The following is a 14,926-nucleotide window of genomic DNA, read 5'->3' on the forward strand; positions in this document are numbered from 1 at the left end:
GATATTTCCATCCCTTCCCCCAGCTTCTATAGCGCCGCCAAGCCTTTCCGGAGTTGTGCCATGGACCGTTCGCCGCTCGCCCCCGCCGCCTTTCCCGATCTGCCGCCGATCGCCGGCGCGCGCGTCGCGGTGGCGCGCGCGGGCTACAAGCGCTGGGACCGGGCCGACCTGACCTATGCCGCGTTCGACGAGGGCACCGTCGTCGCCGGGGTGACGACCACCAGCAAATGCCCCTCGCCCGAGGTCGAATGGTGCCGCGCCGCGCTGCCGCTCGGCCAGGCGCGCGCGCTGGTCGTCAATGCCGGCAACAGCAACGCCTTCACCGGCAATCGTGGCCGCGCCGCGGTCGAGGCGATCACCGCGCGGGTGGCGGGCGCGATCGGCTGCCGCCCGTCGGACGTCTTCGTCGCCTCGACCGGGGTGATCGGCGTGCCGCTGCCGATCGACAAGGCCGAGGCCGGGATCGACGCGGTGCTGCGCGCGCCGGAGGCGAGCTGGGAGGAGGCCGCCGCGACGATCATGACCACCGACACCTTCGCCAAGGCGGCGCGCGCCTCGGCGATGGTCGGCGGCGCCCGGGTCGAGCTGGTCGGAATCGTCAAGGGATCGGGGATGATCGCCCCCGACATGGCGACGATGCTCGGCTTCGTCTTCACCGACGCCGCGATCGCGCCGGAGCTGCTCCAGGCGATGCTCAACCGCGCCAATGCCCGCAGCTTCTCCTGCATCACCGTCGACGGCGACACCTCGACCAGCGATACCGTGCTCGCCTTCGCCACCGGCAAGGCCGGCCATGCGCGGCTGGAGACGATGGACGATCCCGGCGCCGACGCGCTGGAGGCGGCGCTGAACGCGGTCTGCCTCGAGCTCGCCCAGCTCGTCGTCCGCGACGGCGAGGGCGCGTCGAAGTTCATCGCCGTCACCGTCGAGGGCGCCGAGAGCGACGCCAGCGCGCACCGCATCGCGCTGTCGATCGCCAACTCGCCGCTGGTCAAGACCGCGATCGCGGGCGAGGACGCCAATTGGGGCCGGGTGGTGATGGCGGTCGGCAAGGCGGGCGAGCCGGCCGAGCGGGACAGGCTGTCGATCCGCTTCGGCGCGACCCAGGTCGCGACCGGCGGCCTCGCGGTCGAGGGCTATGACGAGGCGCCGGTCGCCGCCCACCTCCAGGGCCGCGAGATCGAGATCGGCGTCGACATCGGCCTTGGCAACGGCCGCGCGACGGTTTGGACCTGCGACCTGACCCATGGCTATATCTCGATCAACGCCGATTATCGGAGCTGAGGCTATCGTGCCTCTTCTCACGTCATTCCCGCGAAAGCGAGAATGACGATAGGGAGAGAGCGGCGCGGTTTCTCGGCCGCTGGGAGGGAAGACCAATGTCGCTGATCATCTGGGGCCGCCTCAACTCGCACAACGTCAAGAAGGTCGCCTGGCTCGCGGTCGAGGCGGGGATCGCGCATGAGCGGCGCGACATCGGCGGGAGCTTCGGCTTCACCGACGCCTATCTGGCGATGAACCCCAACCGGCTGGTTCCGACGATCGACGACGACGGCTTCGTGCTGTGGGAATCGAACGCGATCCTGCGCTACCTCGCGGCGGCCTATGCGCCCGCGCTGTGGCCCGCCGACCTGCGGGCGCGGGCGCTCGCCGATCGTTGGATGGACTGGCAGTTCGGCTATGCCGAGGCGCAGCGCGACGCCTTCATCCAGCTCGTCCGCACCGCGCCCGCCGATCGCGACGCGGCGAAGGTCGCGGCCTCGGCCCGGCGCGCGGGCGAGATGATGGCGATCCTCGACGCGGCGCTGGCCGAACGGCCCTGGCTGTCGGGCGACGGCTTCGGGATCGGCGACATCCCGATGGGCGTCTATGTCCATAGCTGGTACGCGCTCGACATCGATCGGCCCGATCGGCCGCACGTCGCCGACTGGTACGCCCGGCTGCGGCAGCGGCCCGGCTATGCCGGCTGCGTGGCGATCCCGCTGAGCTGATGCCGGTGCACGATCTTTACCGGCCGGTGCTCGACCTGATGCGCGGCGTCGCCCGCGACATCATGATGCCGCGCTTCCGCAAGCTCGCCGCCGACCAGTTCGCCGAGAAGAGCCCCGGCGACTTCGTCACCATCGTCGATCGCGAATCGGAGGCGCGGCTGAGCGAGGCGCTCGGCCGGCTGCTGCCCGGCGCGCGGATCATCGGCGAGGAGGCCGCCGCCGCCGACCCGGCGATCGTCGACCATGTCGGCGACGGCGTCGCCTGGATCATCGATCCGCTCGACGGCACCAACAATTTCACCGAGGGGCACAGCCCCTTCGCGATCATGATCGGCCTCGCGGTCGACGGCGCGCGCGAGGCGGGCTGGATCTACGATCCGGTGATCGACCGCATCGTCCATGCGGCGCGGGGACGCGGCTGCTTCATCGACGGCGAGCGGGTGCGCGCGCGCCGGTCGGCGGACGGGCTGCCCAAGGCGGCGATCGCCACCTATTTCATGCCGGCGGACCGCCAGGCCGACGTCCGCCGCCGCGCCGAGGGCAGGCTGGAGATCGTCGACATCCCGCGCTGCGCGGGCGAGCAATATCCGCGGCTGATCCTCGGCGCCAACGACATCGCGCTGTTCGAGCGCACCCATGTCTGGGATCATGCGGCGGGGGCGCTGATGCTGGAGGAAGCCGGCGGCACGATCGCGCGCAACGACGGCGCGCCCTATCGGCTCGACGTGCCGGGCAAGGGCGCGATCGCCGCCAATTCGCCCGAGACATGGGCGCTGGCCAAGGCGGTGCTGTTCGATTGAGGATAAGCCCTCTCCCCTCCGGGGAGAGGGTTGGGAGAGGGGCAGAGCGGGAGGGACTCGATGCCCTCCACGTCACTCCCTCTCCCCTAACCCTCTCCCGCGAGCGGGAGAGGGGGTTTCAGGCGTGTTCTTACAGCTCGCCTTCCAGCCAGCCCTTGAGCTGGCTCTTCGGCGCGGCGCCGACCTTGGTCGCGGTCGGCTGGCCGTTCTTGAACAGGATCATCGTCGGGATGCCGCGCACGCCATATTTGCCGGGGGCGTCGGGATTGTCGTCGATGTTGATCTTGGCGATCGTCACCTTCTCGCCGAGCTCGTCGGCGATCTCCTCCAGGGCCGGGCCGATCATCTTGCACGGGCCGCACCACTCGGCCCAGAAATCGACGAGGACGGGCTTGTCGGCACTGATGACGTCGTCATGGAAGGACGAGTCGGTGATCGCTTTGGTGGGCATGAATACGCTCCTTGGTTACGGGATCAGATGTAAGCGGGCCTTTCGGCAGTCTCAACGGCCTTGGCCCTGCTTTTGCTCCTGCCCCCTAAAGCCGGGCTTGTGCGCGTCCAGCACGGCGGCGGGCAGCTCGATCAGGGTCGGGCCGGCGGTGTAGAGCAGCGCCGCCGCGACCGGCCGGCCGGGGAAGATCACGCCGAGCGCGGCGGCATAGGCGCTCATCTGGCGCAGATGATGGTCGGGCACGGTGGCGAGGTCGGCGGGCGCGCGGCGGCCGGTCTTGAAGTCGACGACGAGGATGCGGTCGGCGGCGACCAGCAACCGGTCGACCGTGCCCGACACCACCTCCCCCGCGACCACCGCCGCGACCGGCGCCTCGGCGAGCGCGTCGGCGCCGAAGATCGCGGCGAAGCGCGGGTCGGCGATGACGCGGCAGGCGTCGTCGGCCAACGCGCCGGCGATGCCCGCCTCCTCGACCCCGGCCGAGCCGAGCAGCCAGCGCAGCGCGGCGTCGCGGCGGCGATCGGGATCGATGGCGGGGAGCCGCTCGAACAGCGCATGGAGCAGGGTGCCGCGCCGGGCGGCGGCGCGCAGCGCGGCCGAGGGCGGCGGATCGGGCACGTCGTCGAGCCCGAGCGACGAGGGCGCGAGCGGACGCGGCGGGCGCGCCTCGGGCGGGGCGGGGCGGCGCAGCCAGCCGGGTTCGGCCAGCACCGGCGCGGCGCGCCTCGGCCGCGCGGGCGCGGTCGTCCCGGTCGCCGCCACCGAGCCGTGATAATGCCGCGCCTCGACCCACAGCGGGTCCTCGACCGGCGGACAGCCCAGGCCGGCCATCGCCTGGTCGATCGCCTGGTACCAGCTCGACGCCGGGGGAACGCCGCGCGCGCGGACGCCGAGCGTGCCGCCGATCACCAGATGCTCCTGCGCGCGGGTCAGCGCGACGTAGAGCAGCCGCCAATGCTCCTGCCGCTCGCGCTTGGCGAGCGCCTCGGCGTCCTTGCGCAGCGCCTCGACCATCTCGGCCTTGCGCGGGCGCAGCACCGGCACCGGCTCGGCGCCTTCCTCGATCGCCCAGTCGAGCCGCCGGTCGGGGCTGAGGTCGGGATCGGCGGTCGCGTCGGCGAGGATGACGAGCGGCGCCTCCAGCCCCTTCGATCCGTGGACGGTCATCACCCGCACCGCGTCGAGCGGCGCGGAAGGGTCGCGGGTGATCTCGACGTCGCCGCGATCGAACCAGTCGAGGAAGCGCTGCAAGGTCGCGGTCGCCGTCCCCTCGAACTGGAGCGCGGCGCCGAGCAGCTCGTCGATCGGGTCGCGCGCCTCGTCGCCGAGCCGGCGCAGCAGCTTGCGGCGCCCATCGAGCGGGCCGGTCAGCAGATGTTCGAGAAAGCGATAGGGGGTGGTGAAGTCGGCGCGGGCGAGGATCGCGTCGAGCGCGGCGTTGGTGTCGGCGTCGCCCTTGGCCCGCACCGCGTCGACCAGCGGCCCGCGCCGGCCGAAGCCGACCCGGTAGAGCGCCTCCTGGCTCCAGCCGAACAGCGGCGAGACGAGCAGCGCGGCGAGGCTGAGGTCGTCCTCGCGCTGGACGGCGAAGCGGACGGCGGCGAGCAGGTCCTTGACGACCAGCGGCGCGGTCAGCCGCAGCCGGTCGACGCCCGCCACCGGCACCTTCTCGGCATGGAGCCGGGCGACGATCAGCGAGGCGAGGTCGGCGCGGCGGCGGACGAGGATCAATATGTCCTCGGGCCGGATCGGGCGCTTCTTGCTCGCCAGCCACAGCCGCTCGTCGATCCAGCGTCGCACCTGCTTCGCCAGCCGGCCAGCATAGGCGCGGGTGGCGTCGTCGATGAAGCCCTCCTCGCCGTCGTCGTCCACCGCCTCCTCGATCGACAGCGGCTTCCACAGCGTCACCCGGCCCGGCATCGCATGGTGCGCGGCGTGGCGCTCGGCCGGCGTGAACAGGCCCATCTCCTCATGGCCGAGATCGGCGATCAGCCGGTCGACCAGTTCGAGCACGGCGGGCGCCGAGCGGAAGCTGCGGTCGAGCGACAGGTCGAGGAACTCGCGGTCGACCTGGAGCGCCTTGATCGCGAAGCCCAGCCGGGCGCGCTCGAACTCGACCGGGTCGGTGCCCTGGAAGCCGAAGATCGCCTGCTTGAAGTCGCCGACCGTGAAGATGGTGCGCGGCGCCCCGCCGCGCGCGCCGGCGCCGACGAAGAATTCCTCGGCGAGCCGGCCGACGATCGCCCATTGCGCGGCGTTGGTGTCCTGCGCCTCGTCGACCAGGATATGGTCGGTCTGCTGGTCGAGCTTGTAGCGCACCCAGTCGCCCATGCCGGGCTCGTCGAGCAGGCGGACGGTGGCGCGGATCAGGTCGTCGAAATCGACCAGCCCGGCGGCGCGCTTCGCCTCGGCATAGGCCTGCGCATAGGCCTGGCCGGCGCGCAGGCCCGCGCCGATCGCGGCGGCGAGCGCGGCGCGGCGGCGCCAGCCGAGCAGCCGGCCGATCTGGTCGGCGAGCCGGACGCACTGGTCGGGATAGCCGGCATCGGCCTTGAGCAGCCCGGCGGCATATTTGCGCGGCTCGAAGCTCTTCGTCAGGACGACGAACAGCACCTCCTCCAGCATCGCCGCGCGCGCGGCCGGACCGGCGGCGAGGAAAGCGGCCAAGGTGTCGGCGTCGCGCAGCCCGGTCGCGGTGCCCCAGGTCGCGTTGGCGCGGGCGACGGCCTCGAAAGCGGCGAGGTCGAGACCGGCGCAGGCCGCCTCGATCGCCTCCTCGACATCGCCGAGCGGCACGTCGAAGGCGTGGCGCAGCCGGGGCTCGATCGCCCCGCGCGCGCCGAGCGCGGCCAGCGCGTCGGGCGCGCGGGCGCAGTCGAGCAGATAGGCTTCTGCCCCGCCCTCGCCGAGCCGCAGGCTGAGCGTCTGGACGTCGCGGATCAGCCCATGGTCGCCGCCGCGGGCCGCGCCGTCGAGCAGGTCGGCGAGGGTACGGCGGGCGAGCGCCGCCTCCTCGCGCCCCTCGATCGGGCGGAAGCCGGGGGTCAGCCCCGCCTCGGCCGGGAAGCCGGCGAGCAGTGTCTGGCAGAAGGCGTGGATCGTCTGGATGCGCAGCCCGCCGCCCGGCGCCTCCAGCACCCGCGCGAACAATTGCCGCGCCCGCTTCAGAGCCTCGGGCCCGGCATCCTCGCCCAGCCGGGTGAGGTCCTGGGTCAGCTTCAGATCGTCCTTCTGGCCCGCCCAGTGGGCGAGGCGGCGGTGGATGCGCTCGGCCATCTCGGCCGCGCCCGCCTTGGTGAAGGTCAGGCAGAGGATCGCCTCGGGCGCGGCGCCGCCGAGCAGCAGGCGCAGCACCCGCGCGGTGAGGACGTGGGTCTTGCCGGTGCCGGCCGAGGCCGACAGCCAGACCAGCTCGCGCGGGTCGGAGGCGGCGCGCTGCTGCGGCTGCAGCGGATCGAGCGGCTTGAGGCGCCCGCTCATCGCCCGCCCTCCGCCTCGCCGCTGCCCCGGCCATACCATTCGTCGAGCCGCATCAGCTGGTCATAATCGGCATAGGGCGAATATTCGGGGGCGAGCTTGGCGGTGAAGGGCTCGGTCCCGGTCAGCCAGCGCTCGACCGCGCTGGCCAGGATCGCGGCGGCATGGGCGACGAAGTCCTGCGGCGCGACATGGCTCTTGCCGCCGACCGGCGAGCGGACCTGGCCGAAGGCGTCGCGATCCTTCGCCAGCGACCAATATTCGAAGGCGAGCGGCGTCCCCTCGATCCCGTCGAAGCCGCCCCGGTCCGCGATTAGGCCGAGCAGGCCGAGCTGCATCGCATAGCCCGCCTCGACCTGCGCGGCGCTGGGCGGCTTGCCGGTCTTGTAGTCGACGATCGCGAGCGTGCCGTCGGCGAGCCGGTCGATGCGGTCGACCTTGCCGGTCAGGGTGATGCCGGCGACCTCGACCCGGCCGTCCAGCTCGGCGGCGATCGGCCGGCGGCCCTGCGCCCGTTCCTCGCGCATCCGGTCGGCGACCCAGCGCAGCGCCTCGATCAGCCGCGGCTCCCACAGCGCCTGCATCACCGGGTGCGCGGCCATATCGCGCAGCATCGCCTCGGCGCGCGGCAGCAGCCGGTCGGGGTCGCAATCGTCCTGCTTCATCCACGCCTCGAACACGGCATGGACGGCTGTGCCGCGCCAGGCCGGGGTCGGATCGGCGTCGACCGCGTCGAGCGGGCGCAGCCTGAGCATCGCGTCGGCGTAGAAGGCGAAGGGGTCGGCCTGGAGCCGGTCGAGCCGGGTGACGGCGATGACGTTCGGCCGGTCGGCGACGGGGGGCGCGGCTCGGGGCGGGCGATGAAGCGGCGGTCGGCGGGCCGGTCGATCGCGGCGGCCCAGTTGGGCAGGCGATGCTCGCGGGTGATGCCGCCGGTCATCGCCTCCAGCCGCAGCCAGAAGCGCGAGGCGATGGTCGGCGCGCGGGCGTCGCGGCGGGCGCGGGTGACGATCAGCTCGGGCGCGCCCAGCGCCATCGCGAAGTCGTGCGCCGACAGGCCGATGCGGGTTTCGAGGCCGGGCAGGCCGAGCTCGGCGCGGATGCGCGGGGCCAGCCAGGGATCGGGGCTGGGCAGCGCCGGCCACACCCCCTCGTTGAGCCCGCCCAGCACCATCAGGTCGGCATGCTGGAGCCGCGCCTCGAGCAGGCCCCAGATCGACAGGCGCGGATGGCCGCCCTGCGGCGGGCGGACCGCGACCGCGTCCATCAGCAGCCGCAGCGTCGGCGCGAGCCCCGCCGGATCGAAGGCGGCCGGGCCGATCGGCGCCCAGGCCTCCAGCTCGGCGACCAGGTCGGCGGCGGCGCGGCCGTCCGGCCCCGACCAGCCGGCATCGTCCGCGAGCGTGCTTATGGTTTCGCGGAGGGCGGCGAGCAGTTCCGCCAATGTGCGGGCGGAGAAGGCTTTCTCCAGCGGCTCCAGCAGCGGGCGGACCTCGTCCCACCAGTCGATCGCGGGCGCGCGGGCGCGTCTGGCGTGGCCGTCGCCGTCGCGCAGATAGCGGGCGATGCCGTCGAGCCCGGCGGGCGGGCGCGGCCCGCGCAGCGCGATGTCGAGCTTGCGCGCACCATCGAGCCAGGCGCCGCGCGCAGCACCCCGCCGCACCAGCGGATGCTTGAGCAGGGCGAGCAGCGGCACCGGCGCGAAGCCCTCGGCCGCGGCCTCGGCGACGGCGAGCAGCAGCGTGCCGGCGGGGGTCAGCGACAGCGGCGTGCCCGCCGAATCGTCGGCGACGATCCCCCAGCGGGCGAGATGCGCGGTGACGCGGCGCGCGAGCACGCGATCGGGGGTGACGAGCGCGGCGGTGCGGCCCGGCGTCTCGATCGCCTCGCGCAGCGCCAGCGCGATCACCTGCGCCTCCTCGGCCGGGTTGGCGAGCTCGATCGCGCGGACGCCGCTCAGCCGCCGCTCGGCCGGGGGCAGGCGGTGCCATTTGTCGGTGAAGGCGGCCGGCGCCATCGCATTGGCGATCGCCCGGGCGCGCACCGAGCGGGCGTCGCGGCCCCCGCCCCAGCGCCAGGTCGCGACCTCGCCGCGGCCGACGTCCATCCGGTCGAGCAGCCGCTTGAGCGCATATTGCGGATGGCTTTCGACCGGGCGCGGCGGGCGGGCGCCGTCCTCGCCCGTCTCGTGCGGGCCGAGCGCCCGCCACTCCGCCTCGTCGGAGACGGTGTCGAGGCCGGGCAGCACGACCATCCCCTCCGGCAGCCGGGCGACGACGCCGAGCAGGCGGGCGACCGCCGGGGTCGTGCTGCTGATGCCGGCCGCGATCACCGCGCCCGGCGGCGGCCGGTGGCGCCAGCGCCGCGCCACCCGGTCGAGCAGCCGGTTGCGCCGTTCGGCCAGGTCGATCCGCCCGCGCGCCGCCAGCTCGGCGGGCCAGCGCGTCAGGATCGTGTCGAGCATCGCCAGCGATCGCTGCCAATGCTCGGACAGTTCGGGCAGCGCGACGAGGTCGCGCAGCCGCGCTGCCGGAATCTGCTCGATCAGCATCTGGTCGAGCGTGCGGCCGAGCTCGCCCGCCAGCCGGATCGCCTCGCCGCCGTCGATCGGGTCGCCCGCCGCCTGGCGCGCCTCGGCGGTCAGCCGGGCGAGGATCATCTGCCGTTCGAGCGGGTCGATCGCCGGCGGGATCGGCTCCTCCTCCGCATCGGCGTCGATCGGGTCGAGCAGCCCGCCGAGCCGCTCGTCGAGCTCGGGATCGCCGATCGCGACGAGGCGGGGCAGCAGCAGCCCGCCCTCGGCGCGGCGGACGAAGGCGTCGCTGATCGCGCGCGCCGCGCGGTTGTTCGGCACCAGCACCACCGTCCGCGCGAGCCCCAGCGGATCGGGGCCGTGGCGCGCGATCAGCCCGGCCGCGAGGGCGTCGGCGAAGGCGCGGTGGGCGGGGATGGTGAAGACGGCGGGGCGGGACATCGCGGCCACTGTAACGGTTCGTCGCGTCAGCGGAAGCCGCGGCTCACCGCGCTGTTGATCCGGGGCTAACCCATGTTAACCTGCCGCCGGTTTGTTGGGAGAGTATCATGGCGCACAAATTCGAGATCTATAAGGACAAGGCCGGCGAATTCCGGGTCCGCTTCAAATATAACAGCGAGACGATCTTCTCGACCGAAGGCTACAGCAGCAAGGCGAGCGCCCAGAACGCGATCGACTCGATCAAGAAGAACGGCCCGGGCGCGGAGACCGTCGACAATAGCTGAGGTCGGCCGGGAGGACCGGGCGCCGGGGGCGGATCAGTTCCGCCCCAGCAGCGCCTCGGTCTTGCCGATCGCGGGGGGCGTGCCGACGTCGAACCAGAGGCCCTGGTGGACCAGGCCGAAGGCGCGCCCGGCGGCGATCGCCCTTTCCCAGAGCAGCATGAAGCCGAACGGGCCCTCGGGCAGGTCGGCGAACAGCCGCTTCGACACGAGCTGTATCCCGGTATAGACGAACGGCGCGACCTTGGCGGTGCGGCGGCGCGCGATGTGGCCGTCGCCGTCCATGTGGAAGTCGCCCATCCCGCTGTGGCAATTGGCGCGCGCGAGCGGGACGAGCAGCAGCAGCGCGTCCATCGCCGCGTCGTCCCAGCGGTCGGCCAGCAGGCTGATCGCGTCGACCGGCCCGTCGACCCACAGATTGTCGCTGTTGACGATCAGGAAGGGATCGTCGGGGATCAGCGGCAGCGCCCGGGCGACCCCGCCGCCCGTCTCCAGCAGCAGCCCGCGCTCGTCGGAGATGCGGACGTCGAGATCGGCGGCCTTGCGCCGGAGATGCGCCTCCAGCGCGTCGGCCAGATAATGGACGTTGACGACGACGCGGCCGATGCCGGCGTCGCGCAGCCGGTCGAGCACATGGTCGAGCAGCGCCTTGCCCGCCACCTCGACCAGCGGCTTGGGCCGGGTCGCGGTCAGCGGGCGCATCCGCTTGCCGAGCCCGGCGGCGAGCACCATCGCCGTGCCGATCGGGGCGGGCGCCGGATTGGGGCGCAGCGACAGGGGCTTGGCGAAGCTCATGCGATGTGGTCCGTCCAATGGGCGGCGCGCTGGGCCGCGGGGACATGCGCGTCGAACCAGGCCCTGACCGGGGCCAGCGCCGGATGGGCGAGGTCGCGTTCGAGATAGCCCCAGACGCGCGGCTGGAAGGCGAGGTAGCGGGGCTTGCCGTCGCGCTTCCACAAGCGGGTGAAGATGCCCAGGATCTTGGCGTTGCGCTGCGCGCCGAGCAGCGCATAGGCGGCCTCGTCGAACGGGCGGCGGGCGGCGTAGCGCGCGATCATCGCCGCTTCGACGCCAGGGGGCACGTCGCGCCGCGCGTCCTGCAGCAGCGAGACGAGGTCATAGGCGGGGTGGCCGGCCAGCGCGTCCTGGAAATCGAGCAGGCCGAGGCTGCCGTCGCCGAGCAGCATGATGTTCTCGGCATGATAGTCGCGCAGCACGCTGACCGAGCGGTCCCCGGCGACCGGCGCCAGCGCCGCGTCCCAGGCGGCCGCCCAAGTCGCGGCACAGCCATCCGCGTCGGCGTCGAGCCCGACCGCCGGCATGTACCACTCGGGAAACAGCCCGGCCTCGCGCTGGTAGACCGCCATGTCATAGGGCGGCAGCGGTCCGGCGGCATGGCCGTGGAGATCGGCGAGCAGGTCGATCGCCTGCGCGTAGATCGACGTCTCGGCGGCGGGATCGGCCTCGATCGCCTCCTTCATCCGGGCGTCGCCGAAATCCTCGAGCAGGATCAGCCCCGCCTCCAGGTCGCGCGCCAGCACGCGCGGCGCGCGGAAGCCGATCGCGGCGAGATGCTCGGCGACCGCCAGGAAGGGGCGGCTGTCCTCATGTTCGGGCGGGGCGTCCATCAGCACGGCGCTGGCGCCGTCGCGATGGACCCGGAAATAGCGGCGGAAGCTGGCGTCGCCCGCCAGCGGCCGAATCTCGCCGCCGCCCCAGCCGGCACGGTCGAGGAAGGCGGGGGCGTGGGGCGGGGGAGTCATGTTCGCGGCGGCCATCGGCCCTCCCATGGCGCGGGCGCCGCCCAAGTCAAGCGGCGCGCATCGGGGCCCCCAGGCCTTTGGGCCGGTTCGATGGCCAGGCGCAGCGCGTCGGGCCACAGCCGGGCGCCCATCCGCTCGGGCCATTCGATCAGCAGCGCGCTGTCGGCGCGCGCCTCGTCGAGCCCCAGCTCCTCGATCTCCTCGGGATCGTCGATCCGGTAGAGGTCGACATGCCAGAGCGGCAGGCGCAGCTCGGGCGGCGCATAGGGGATGACGATCGGGAAGCTGGGGCTCGGCACCTCCCCCGCGAAGCCGAGCGCGTGGAGCAGCCCGCGCGCGAAGGTGGTCTTGCCCGCGCCGAGATCGCCGCCCAGCGCGACCACGTCGCCGGGACGCAGCACCGCCGCGAGCGCGGCGCCGGCGGCGGCGGTGGCCTCGGGGCCGTCGAGGTACAGCGAATGCTCCGTCATGCTGAACTCGTTTCAGCATCCACCCCGCCGCTCAGGCTGGCCGGGCGATGACACGGATGTGGGCAACAGAGCCGGCAAGCCACGACCAAGGCTCCCGGTGGATGCTGAAACAAGTTCAGCATGACGGTGACGGTGTCCTCACGCATGGCCATGCTCGCCGTGGCGGCGGGGCAGGTGGATCGTCACGGTGGTGCCGCGGCCGGGCTCGCTCTCCAGCGCGATCGAGCCGCCATGCGCCTCGACGAGCTGGCGGGTCAGCGGCAGGCCGATGCCGATCAGCTGCTTGCCCTCGTCGTTGCTCGCGTCGATGCGCGGATAGGCGTCGAAGATGCCGGCGCGCTGGGCGGCGTCCATGCCGGGGCCGGTGTCGGACACCACCCAGACGATCATGTCGTCGTCGCCATGGACGCGGATCGTCACCCGCCCCTGCGGCGGGGTGTAGGTGATCGCGTTGTTGAGCAGATGGTCGGCGATCTGGCGCAGCCGGCGCGGATCGCCGCGAATCTCGCCCAGCCCCGGCTCGACGTCGACGAGGAGCTGGAGCGGCTTGCCCTCGGCGGCGGAGCGGGCGGCGGCGACCGCGCCGGTGAGCAGCGCGCCCATGTCGACCTGCTCCTCGGACAGCGGCAGGTTGCCGGCGGCGCCCTGGGTGAGGTCGAGCACGTCCTCGACCAGCGAGCCGAGCCGGCCGACCGAGGCGAGGATCGCCTTGACATATTCCTGCGCGATCGGCGGCATCTCGCCCGCATAGCCGCCGTCGAGCAGCTCGGCGAAGCCGGCGATCGAGGTCAGCGGCACGCGCAGCTCATAGCTCATATTGGCGACGAAGGCGGTCTTGAGCTTGTCGGCCTCCTCCAGCGCGTCGGCGCGGCCGCGCAACGCCTCCTCGATCCCGCGCGAGGCGGTGATGTCGAGCAGGGTGAACAGCGCGTTGCCGTCGGGCAGCGGCACCACCGCGAAGTCGAAATAGCGGCCGTCGGCCAGCGCCATGCGGCCGGTGCGCGCCTGCCGGTCGACCGTCGCGATGCGGACCAGGTCGCGCAGCAGCTGCGCGCGCGACGGATCGGCGAGCTTGGCCGCGACCAGCTCGACCATCGCGTCGACGCGGAGGTTCTGGGCGAGGTCGGCGTCGGACAGGCCCCATATGTCGCGGAAGCTCTGGTTCCAGATGTGGAGCCGGCCGTCGGACGCGAACACGCCGATCGCCTCGAACAGATTCTCGAAGGTCGCGGCGCGGACGCGCAGCAGCGTGTCGCGCGCGCTGGACAGCTGGACCTGCTCGGTGCGGTCCTCGAAGAACAGCAGCAGCCCGCCATTGGGCAGCGGCTGGGCGACGACGCGCAGATGCTGGCCGCCGGGGATCGTCCAATTCTCCTCGACCGCGTCGACCGCGTTGAACCAGGCGCGGCGATCGGCCTTCCAGCCGGGGAAGTCGCGCGCCTCGGGCAGGCGCTGGGTCTCGCGCATCCGTTCGAGCACGCGGTCGAACTCGGGATGGTCGGACATCCATTCGGGCAGCAGCGAGAAGAATTGCAGGAAGGGCTGGTTGCAGAAGATCAGGCTGCGGTCGGGCCCGAACTGGGCGACGCCGGCCGACAGCCGGTCGAACAGCTCGCGCTGCGCCTCCTGGAAGCGGCCGAGCTCGCCGCGCGTCTGCTCTAGGTCCTGGATGTCGAAGGCGTAGCCGGCGACGCCGTGCTCGCCCATCGGCACGTCGACGATCCGCATCGTCCGCCGCTGGCCGCCCAGCGTGACGGGGACGACATGGGTCTTGATCCGGCCGCTGTCGCGCGCCGCCAGCGCGGTCGCGCGCGGGGTGCGGCCGTCGGCCGAATCGACCAGCTCGACGCCGCCGGTCACGACCTCCTCGGCGCTCTCGCCCTCGACCGCGGCGACATAGGCGGAGTTGACCAGCGCCAGCTTCAGGTCGGGGCCGCGATGCCACATCGGGAAGGGCGCCGCCTCGATCAGCGCGAGGCAGCTGTCGAGCGCGTCGCTGACCGCCTGGCCCTCGGCCGACAGGCGGGTGATGGCGCGCTCGGCCTCGCTGTTGTCGAACAGCCAGACGATCACGCCGTCGCCGATCGCGGGCGGCGACGGCCGGCCGCGCGCGAGCAGCACCCGGTCGGTCCCGGCGAGGCGCAGCACCCGCGCGAACGCCCGGCCGGCCTGGTTGGCGGCGGCGATGTCGGCGGCCAGCCCCTCGGCGTCGACGACCGAGATGCCGCCCCCGTCCTGGCCTGCCATGCCCTGGCCCGCCATCTCGTCGATCGTCGTGGGCGGCGCGGGCAGGCCGAGCCAGTGGGCGAGCCGGGGATCGGCGCCGATCCGGCCGTCGAGCCCGACGCGGAAGGGAACCGCTGGCGCGCTGGCGAGGAGCGCGCCCTGGCGCTCGATGTCGCGCGCGCGGGTCTTGGCGATCACGTCGCGCCGCAGCCCCATGATGATCGACGCGACCGCGGCGGCGACCCACAGCGCGACGATGATCGCGAGCATGAGGGCGGCGACCGGATCGAGCTGGATCATCTGCGACATGGGCACGCTTCTAGAGCGGGATCATGGAAGGCGCGAGCGGGGAAATGCCTCTCTCACAACGTCATCCCGGCGAAAGCCGGGATCTCACTTCTCTTCGTCGCGTCCTTTCGGCGGCGAGCAAAGGCAGGGAGATCCCGGCTTTCGCCGGGATGACGGGAAGAGAGGCGGCGGAGGCGAGCGGTGT

10 protein-coding genes and 1 pseudogene are annotated in these 14,926 nt (G+C 72.9%); 4 read left to right on the forward strand and 7 right to left on the reverse strand.

The features are described from left to right. Window positions 1-60: 60 nt before the first annotated feature. The 3 genes from argJ to HRJ34_RS19855 all read left to right on the forward strand — a co-directional run bounded on the left by argJ (window position 61) and on the right by HRJ34_RS19855 (window position 2,791). Window positions 61-1,284, forward strand: a complete 1,224-nt coding sequence (gene argJ, locus HRJ34_RS19845) for a bifunctional glutamate N-acetyltransferase/amino-acid acetyltransferase ArgJ (RefSeq protein ID WP_208632184.1) — start codon at window positions 61-63, stop codon at window positions 1,282-1,284. A 95-nt stretch (window positions 1,285-1,379) separates the two neighbouring features. After that, window positions 1,380-1,991, forward strand: coding sequence for a glutathione S-transferase (locus HRJ34_RS19850; RefSeq protein WP_208632185.1), 612 nt, complete (start codon window positions 1,380-1,382; stop codon window positions 1,989-1,991). Next, entirely contained in the window at window positions 1,991-2,791 is an 801-nt protein-coding gene (locus HRJ34_RS19855; RefSeq protein ID WP_016744325.1) for an inositol monophosphatase family protein, read from the forward strand. Before HRJ34_RS19850 ends, HRJ34_RS19855 begins: the two co-directional genes overlap by 1 nt. Before the next feature lie 130 nt (window positions 2,792-2,921). Here the strand turns inward: HRJ34_RS19855 and trxA are convergent, their stop codons facing one another. The 3 genes and pseudogenes from trxA to addB all read right to left on the reverse strand — a co-directional run bounded on the left by trxA (window position 2,922) and on the right by addB (window position 9,693). After that, window positions 2,922-3,242, reverse strand: a complete 321-nt coding sequence (trxA, locus tag HRJ34_RS19860; protein WP_012048890.1) for a thioredoxin TrxA — start codon at window positions 3,240-3,242, stop codon at window positions 2,922-2,924. 51 nt (window positions 3,243-3,293) lie between these two features. Further along, window positions 3,294-6,722, reverse strand: coding sequence for a double-strand break repair helicase AddA (gene addA / locus HRJ34_RS19865; RefSeq protein WP_208632186.1), 3,429 nt, complete (start codon window positions 6,720-6,722; stop codon window positions 3,294-3,296). Beyond that, window positions 6,719-9,693 (reverse strand): annotated as a pseudogene (addB, locus tag HRJ34_RS19870) (double-strand break repair protein AddB). The gene addA and the pseudogene addB overlap by 4 nt, the downstream one beginning before the upstream one ends. Before the next feature lie 107 nt (window positions 9,694-9,800). Between addB and HRJ34_RS19875 the strand changes: the two are divergent. Further along, window positions 9,801-9,977, forward strand: a complete 177-nt coding sequence (locus HRJ34_RS19875) for a YegP family protein (RefSeq protein ID WP_012048887.1) — start codon at window positions 9,801-9,803, stop codon at window positions 9,975-9,977. Between the two features lie 33 nt (window positions 9,978-10,010). Here HRJ34_RS19875 and HRJ34_RS19880 read toward each other — a convergent pair whose 3' ends face one another. The 4 genes from HRJ34_RS19880 to HRJ34_RS19895 form a co-directional block, all read right to left on the reverse strand. Further along, window positions 10,011-10,769 (reverse strand): nucleotidyltransferase family protein, encoded by a 759-nt coding sequence (locus HRJ34_RS19880; protein ID WP_012048886.1) that lies wholly within the window; start codon window positions 10,767-10,769, stop codon window positions 10,011-10,013. After that, complete coding sequence (locus HRJ34_RS19885) at window positions 10,766-11,737, reverse strand: aminoglycoside phosphotransferase family protein (protein WP_208634400.1); 972 nt, start codon at window positions 11,735-11,737, stop codon at window positions 10,766-10,768. The genes HRJ34_RS19880 and HRJ34_RS19885 overlap by 4 nt, the downstream gene beginning before the upstream one ends. Further along, a complete protein-coding gene (gene tsaE, locus HRJ34_RS19890; protein ID WP_030093021.1) occupies window positions 11,734-12,207 on the reverse strand; it encodes a tRNA (adenosine(37)-N6)-threonylcarbamoyltransferase complex ATPase subunit type 1 TsaE in 474 nt (157 codons plus the stop codon). Before tsaE ends, HRJ34_RS19885 begins: the two co-directional genes overlap by 4 nt. A 138-nt stretch (window positions 12,208-12,345) precedes the next feature. Continuing rightward, window positions 12,346-14,742, reverse strand: coding sequence for a PAS domain-containing sensor histidine kinase (locus tag HRJ34_RS19895; RefSeq protein ID WP_208632187.1), 2,397 nt, complete (start codon window positions 14,740-14,742; stop codon window positions 12,346-12,348). Between the last annotated feature and the right edge of the window lie 184 nt (window positions 14,743-14,926).

The sequence above is a fragment of the Rhizorhabdus wittichii genome (genome assembly GCF_017607425.1).
Lineage (GTDB): Bacteria > Pseudomonadota > Alphaproteobacteria > Sphingomonadales > Sphingomonadaceae > Rhizorhabdus > Rhizorhabdus wittichii.

Coding starts and splice junctions, on each gene's coding strand:
- argJ (WP_208632184.1), top strand. CDS start 61: ATGGACCGTTCGCCGCTCGCCCCCGCCGCCTTTCCCGATCTGCCGCCG.
- HRJ34_RS19850 (WP_208632185.1), top strand. CDS start 1,380: ATGTCGCTGATCATCTGGGGCCGCCTCAACTCGCACAACGTCAAGAAG.
- HRJ34_RS19855 (WP_016744325.1), top strand. CDS start 1,991: ATGCCGGTGCACGATCTTTACCGGCCGGTGCTCGACCTGATGCGCGGC.
- trxA (WP_012048890.1), bottom strand. CDS start 3,242: ATGCCCACCAAAGCGATCACCGACTCGTCCTTCCATGACGACGTCATC.
- addA (WP_208632186.1), bottom strand. CDS start 6,722: ATGAGCGGGCGCCTCAAGCCGCTCGATCCGCTGCAGCCGCAGCAGCGC.
- HRJ34_RS19875 (WP_012048887.1), top strand. CDS start 9,801: ATGGCGCACAAATTCGAGATCTATAAGGACAAGGCCGGCGAATTCCGG.
- HRJ34_RS19880 (WP_012048886.1), bottom strand. CDS start 10,769: ATGAGCTTCGCCAAGCCCCTGTCGCTGCGCCCCAATCCGGCGCCCGCC.
- HRJ34_RS19885 (WP_208634400.1), bottom strand. CDS start 11,737: ATGACTCCCCCGCCCCACGCCCCCGCCTTCCTCGACCGTGCCGGCTGG.
- tsaE (WP_030093021.1), bottom strand. CDS start 12,207: ATGACGGAGCATTCGCTGTACCTCGACGGCCCCGAGGCCACCGCCGCC.
- HRJ34_RS19895 (WP_208632187.1), bottom strand. CDS start 14,742: ATGTCGCAGATGATCCAGCTCGATCCGGTCGCCGCCCTCATGCTCGCG.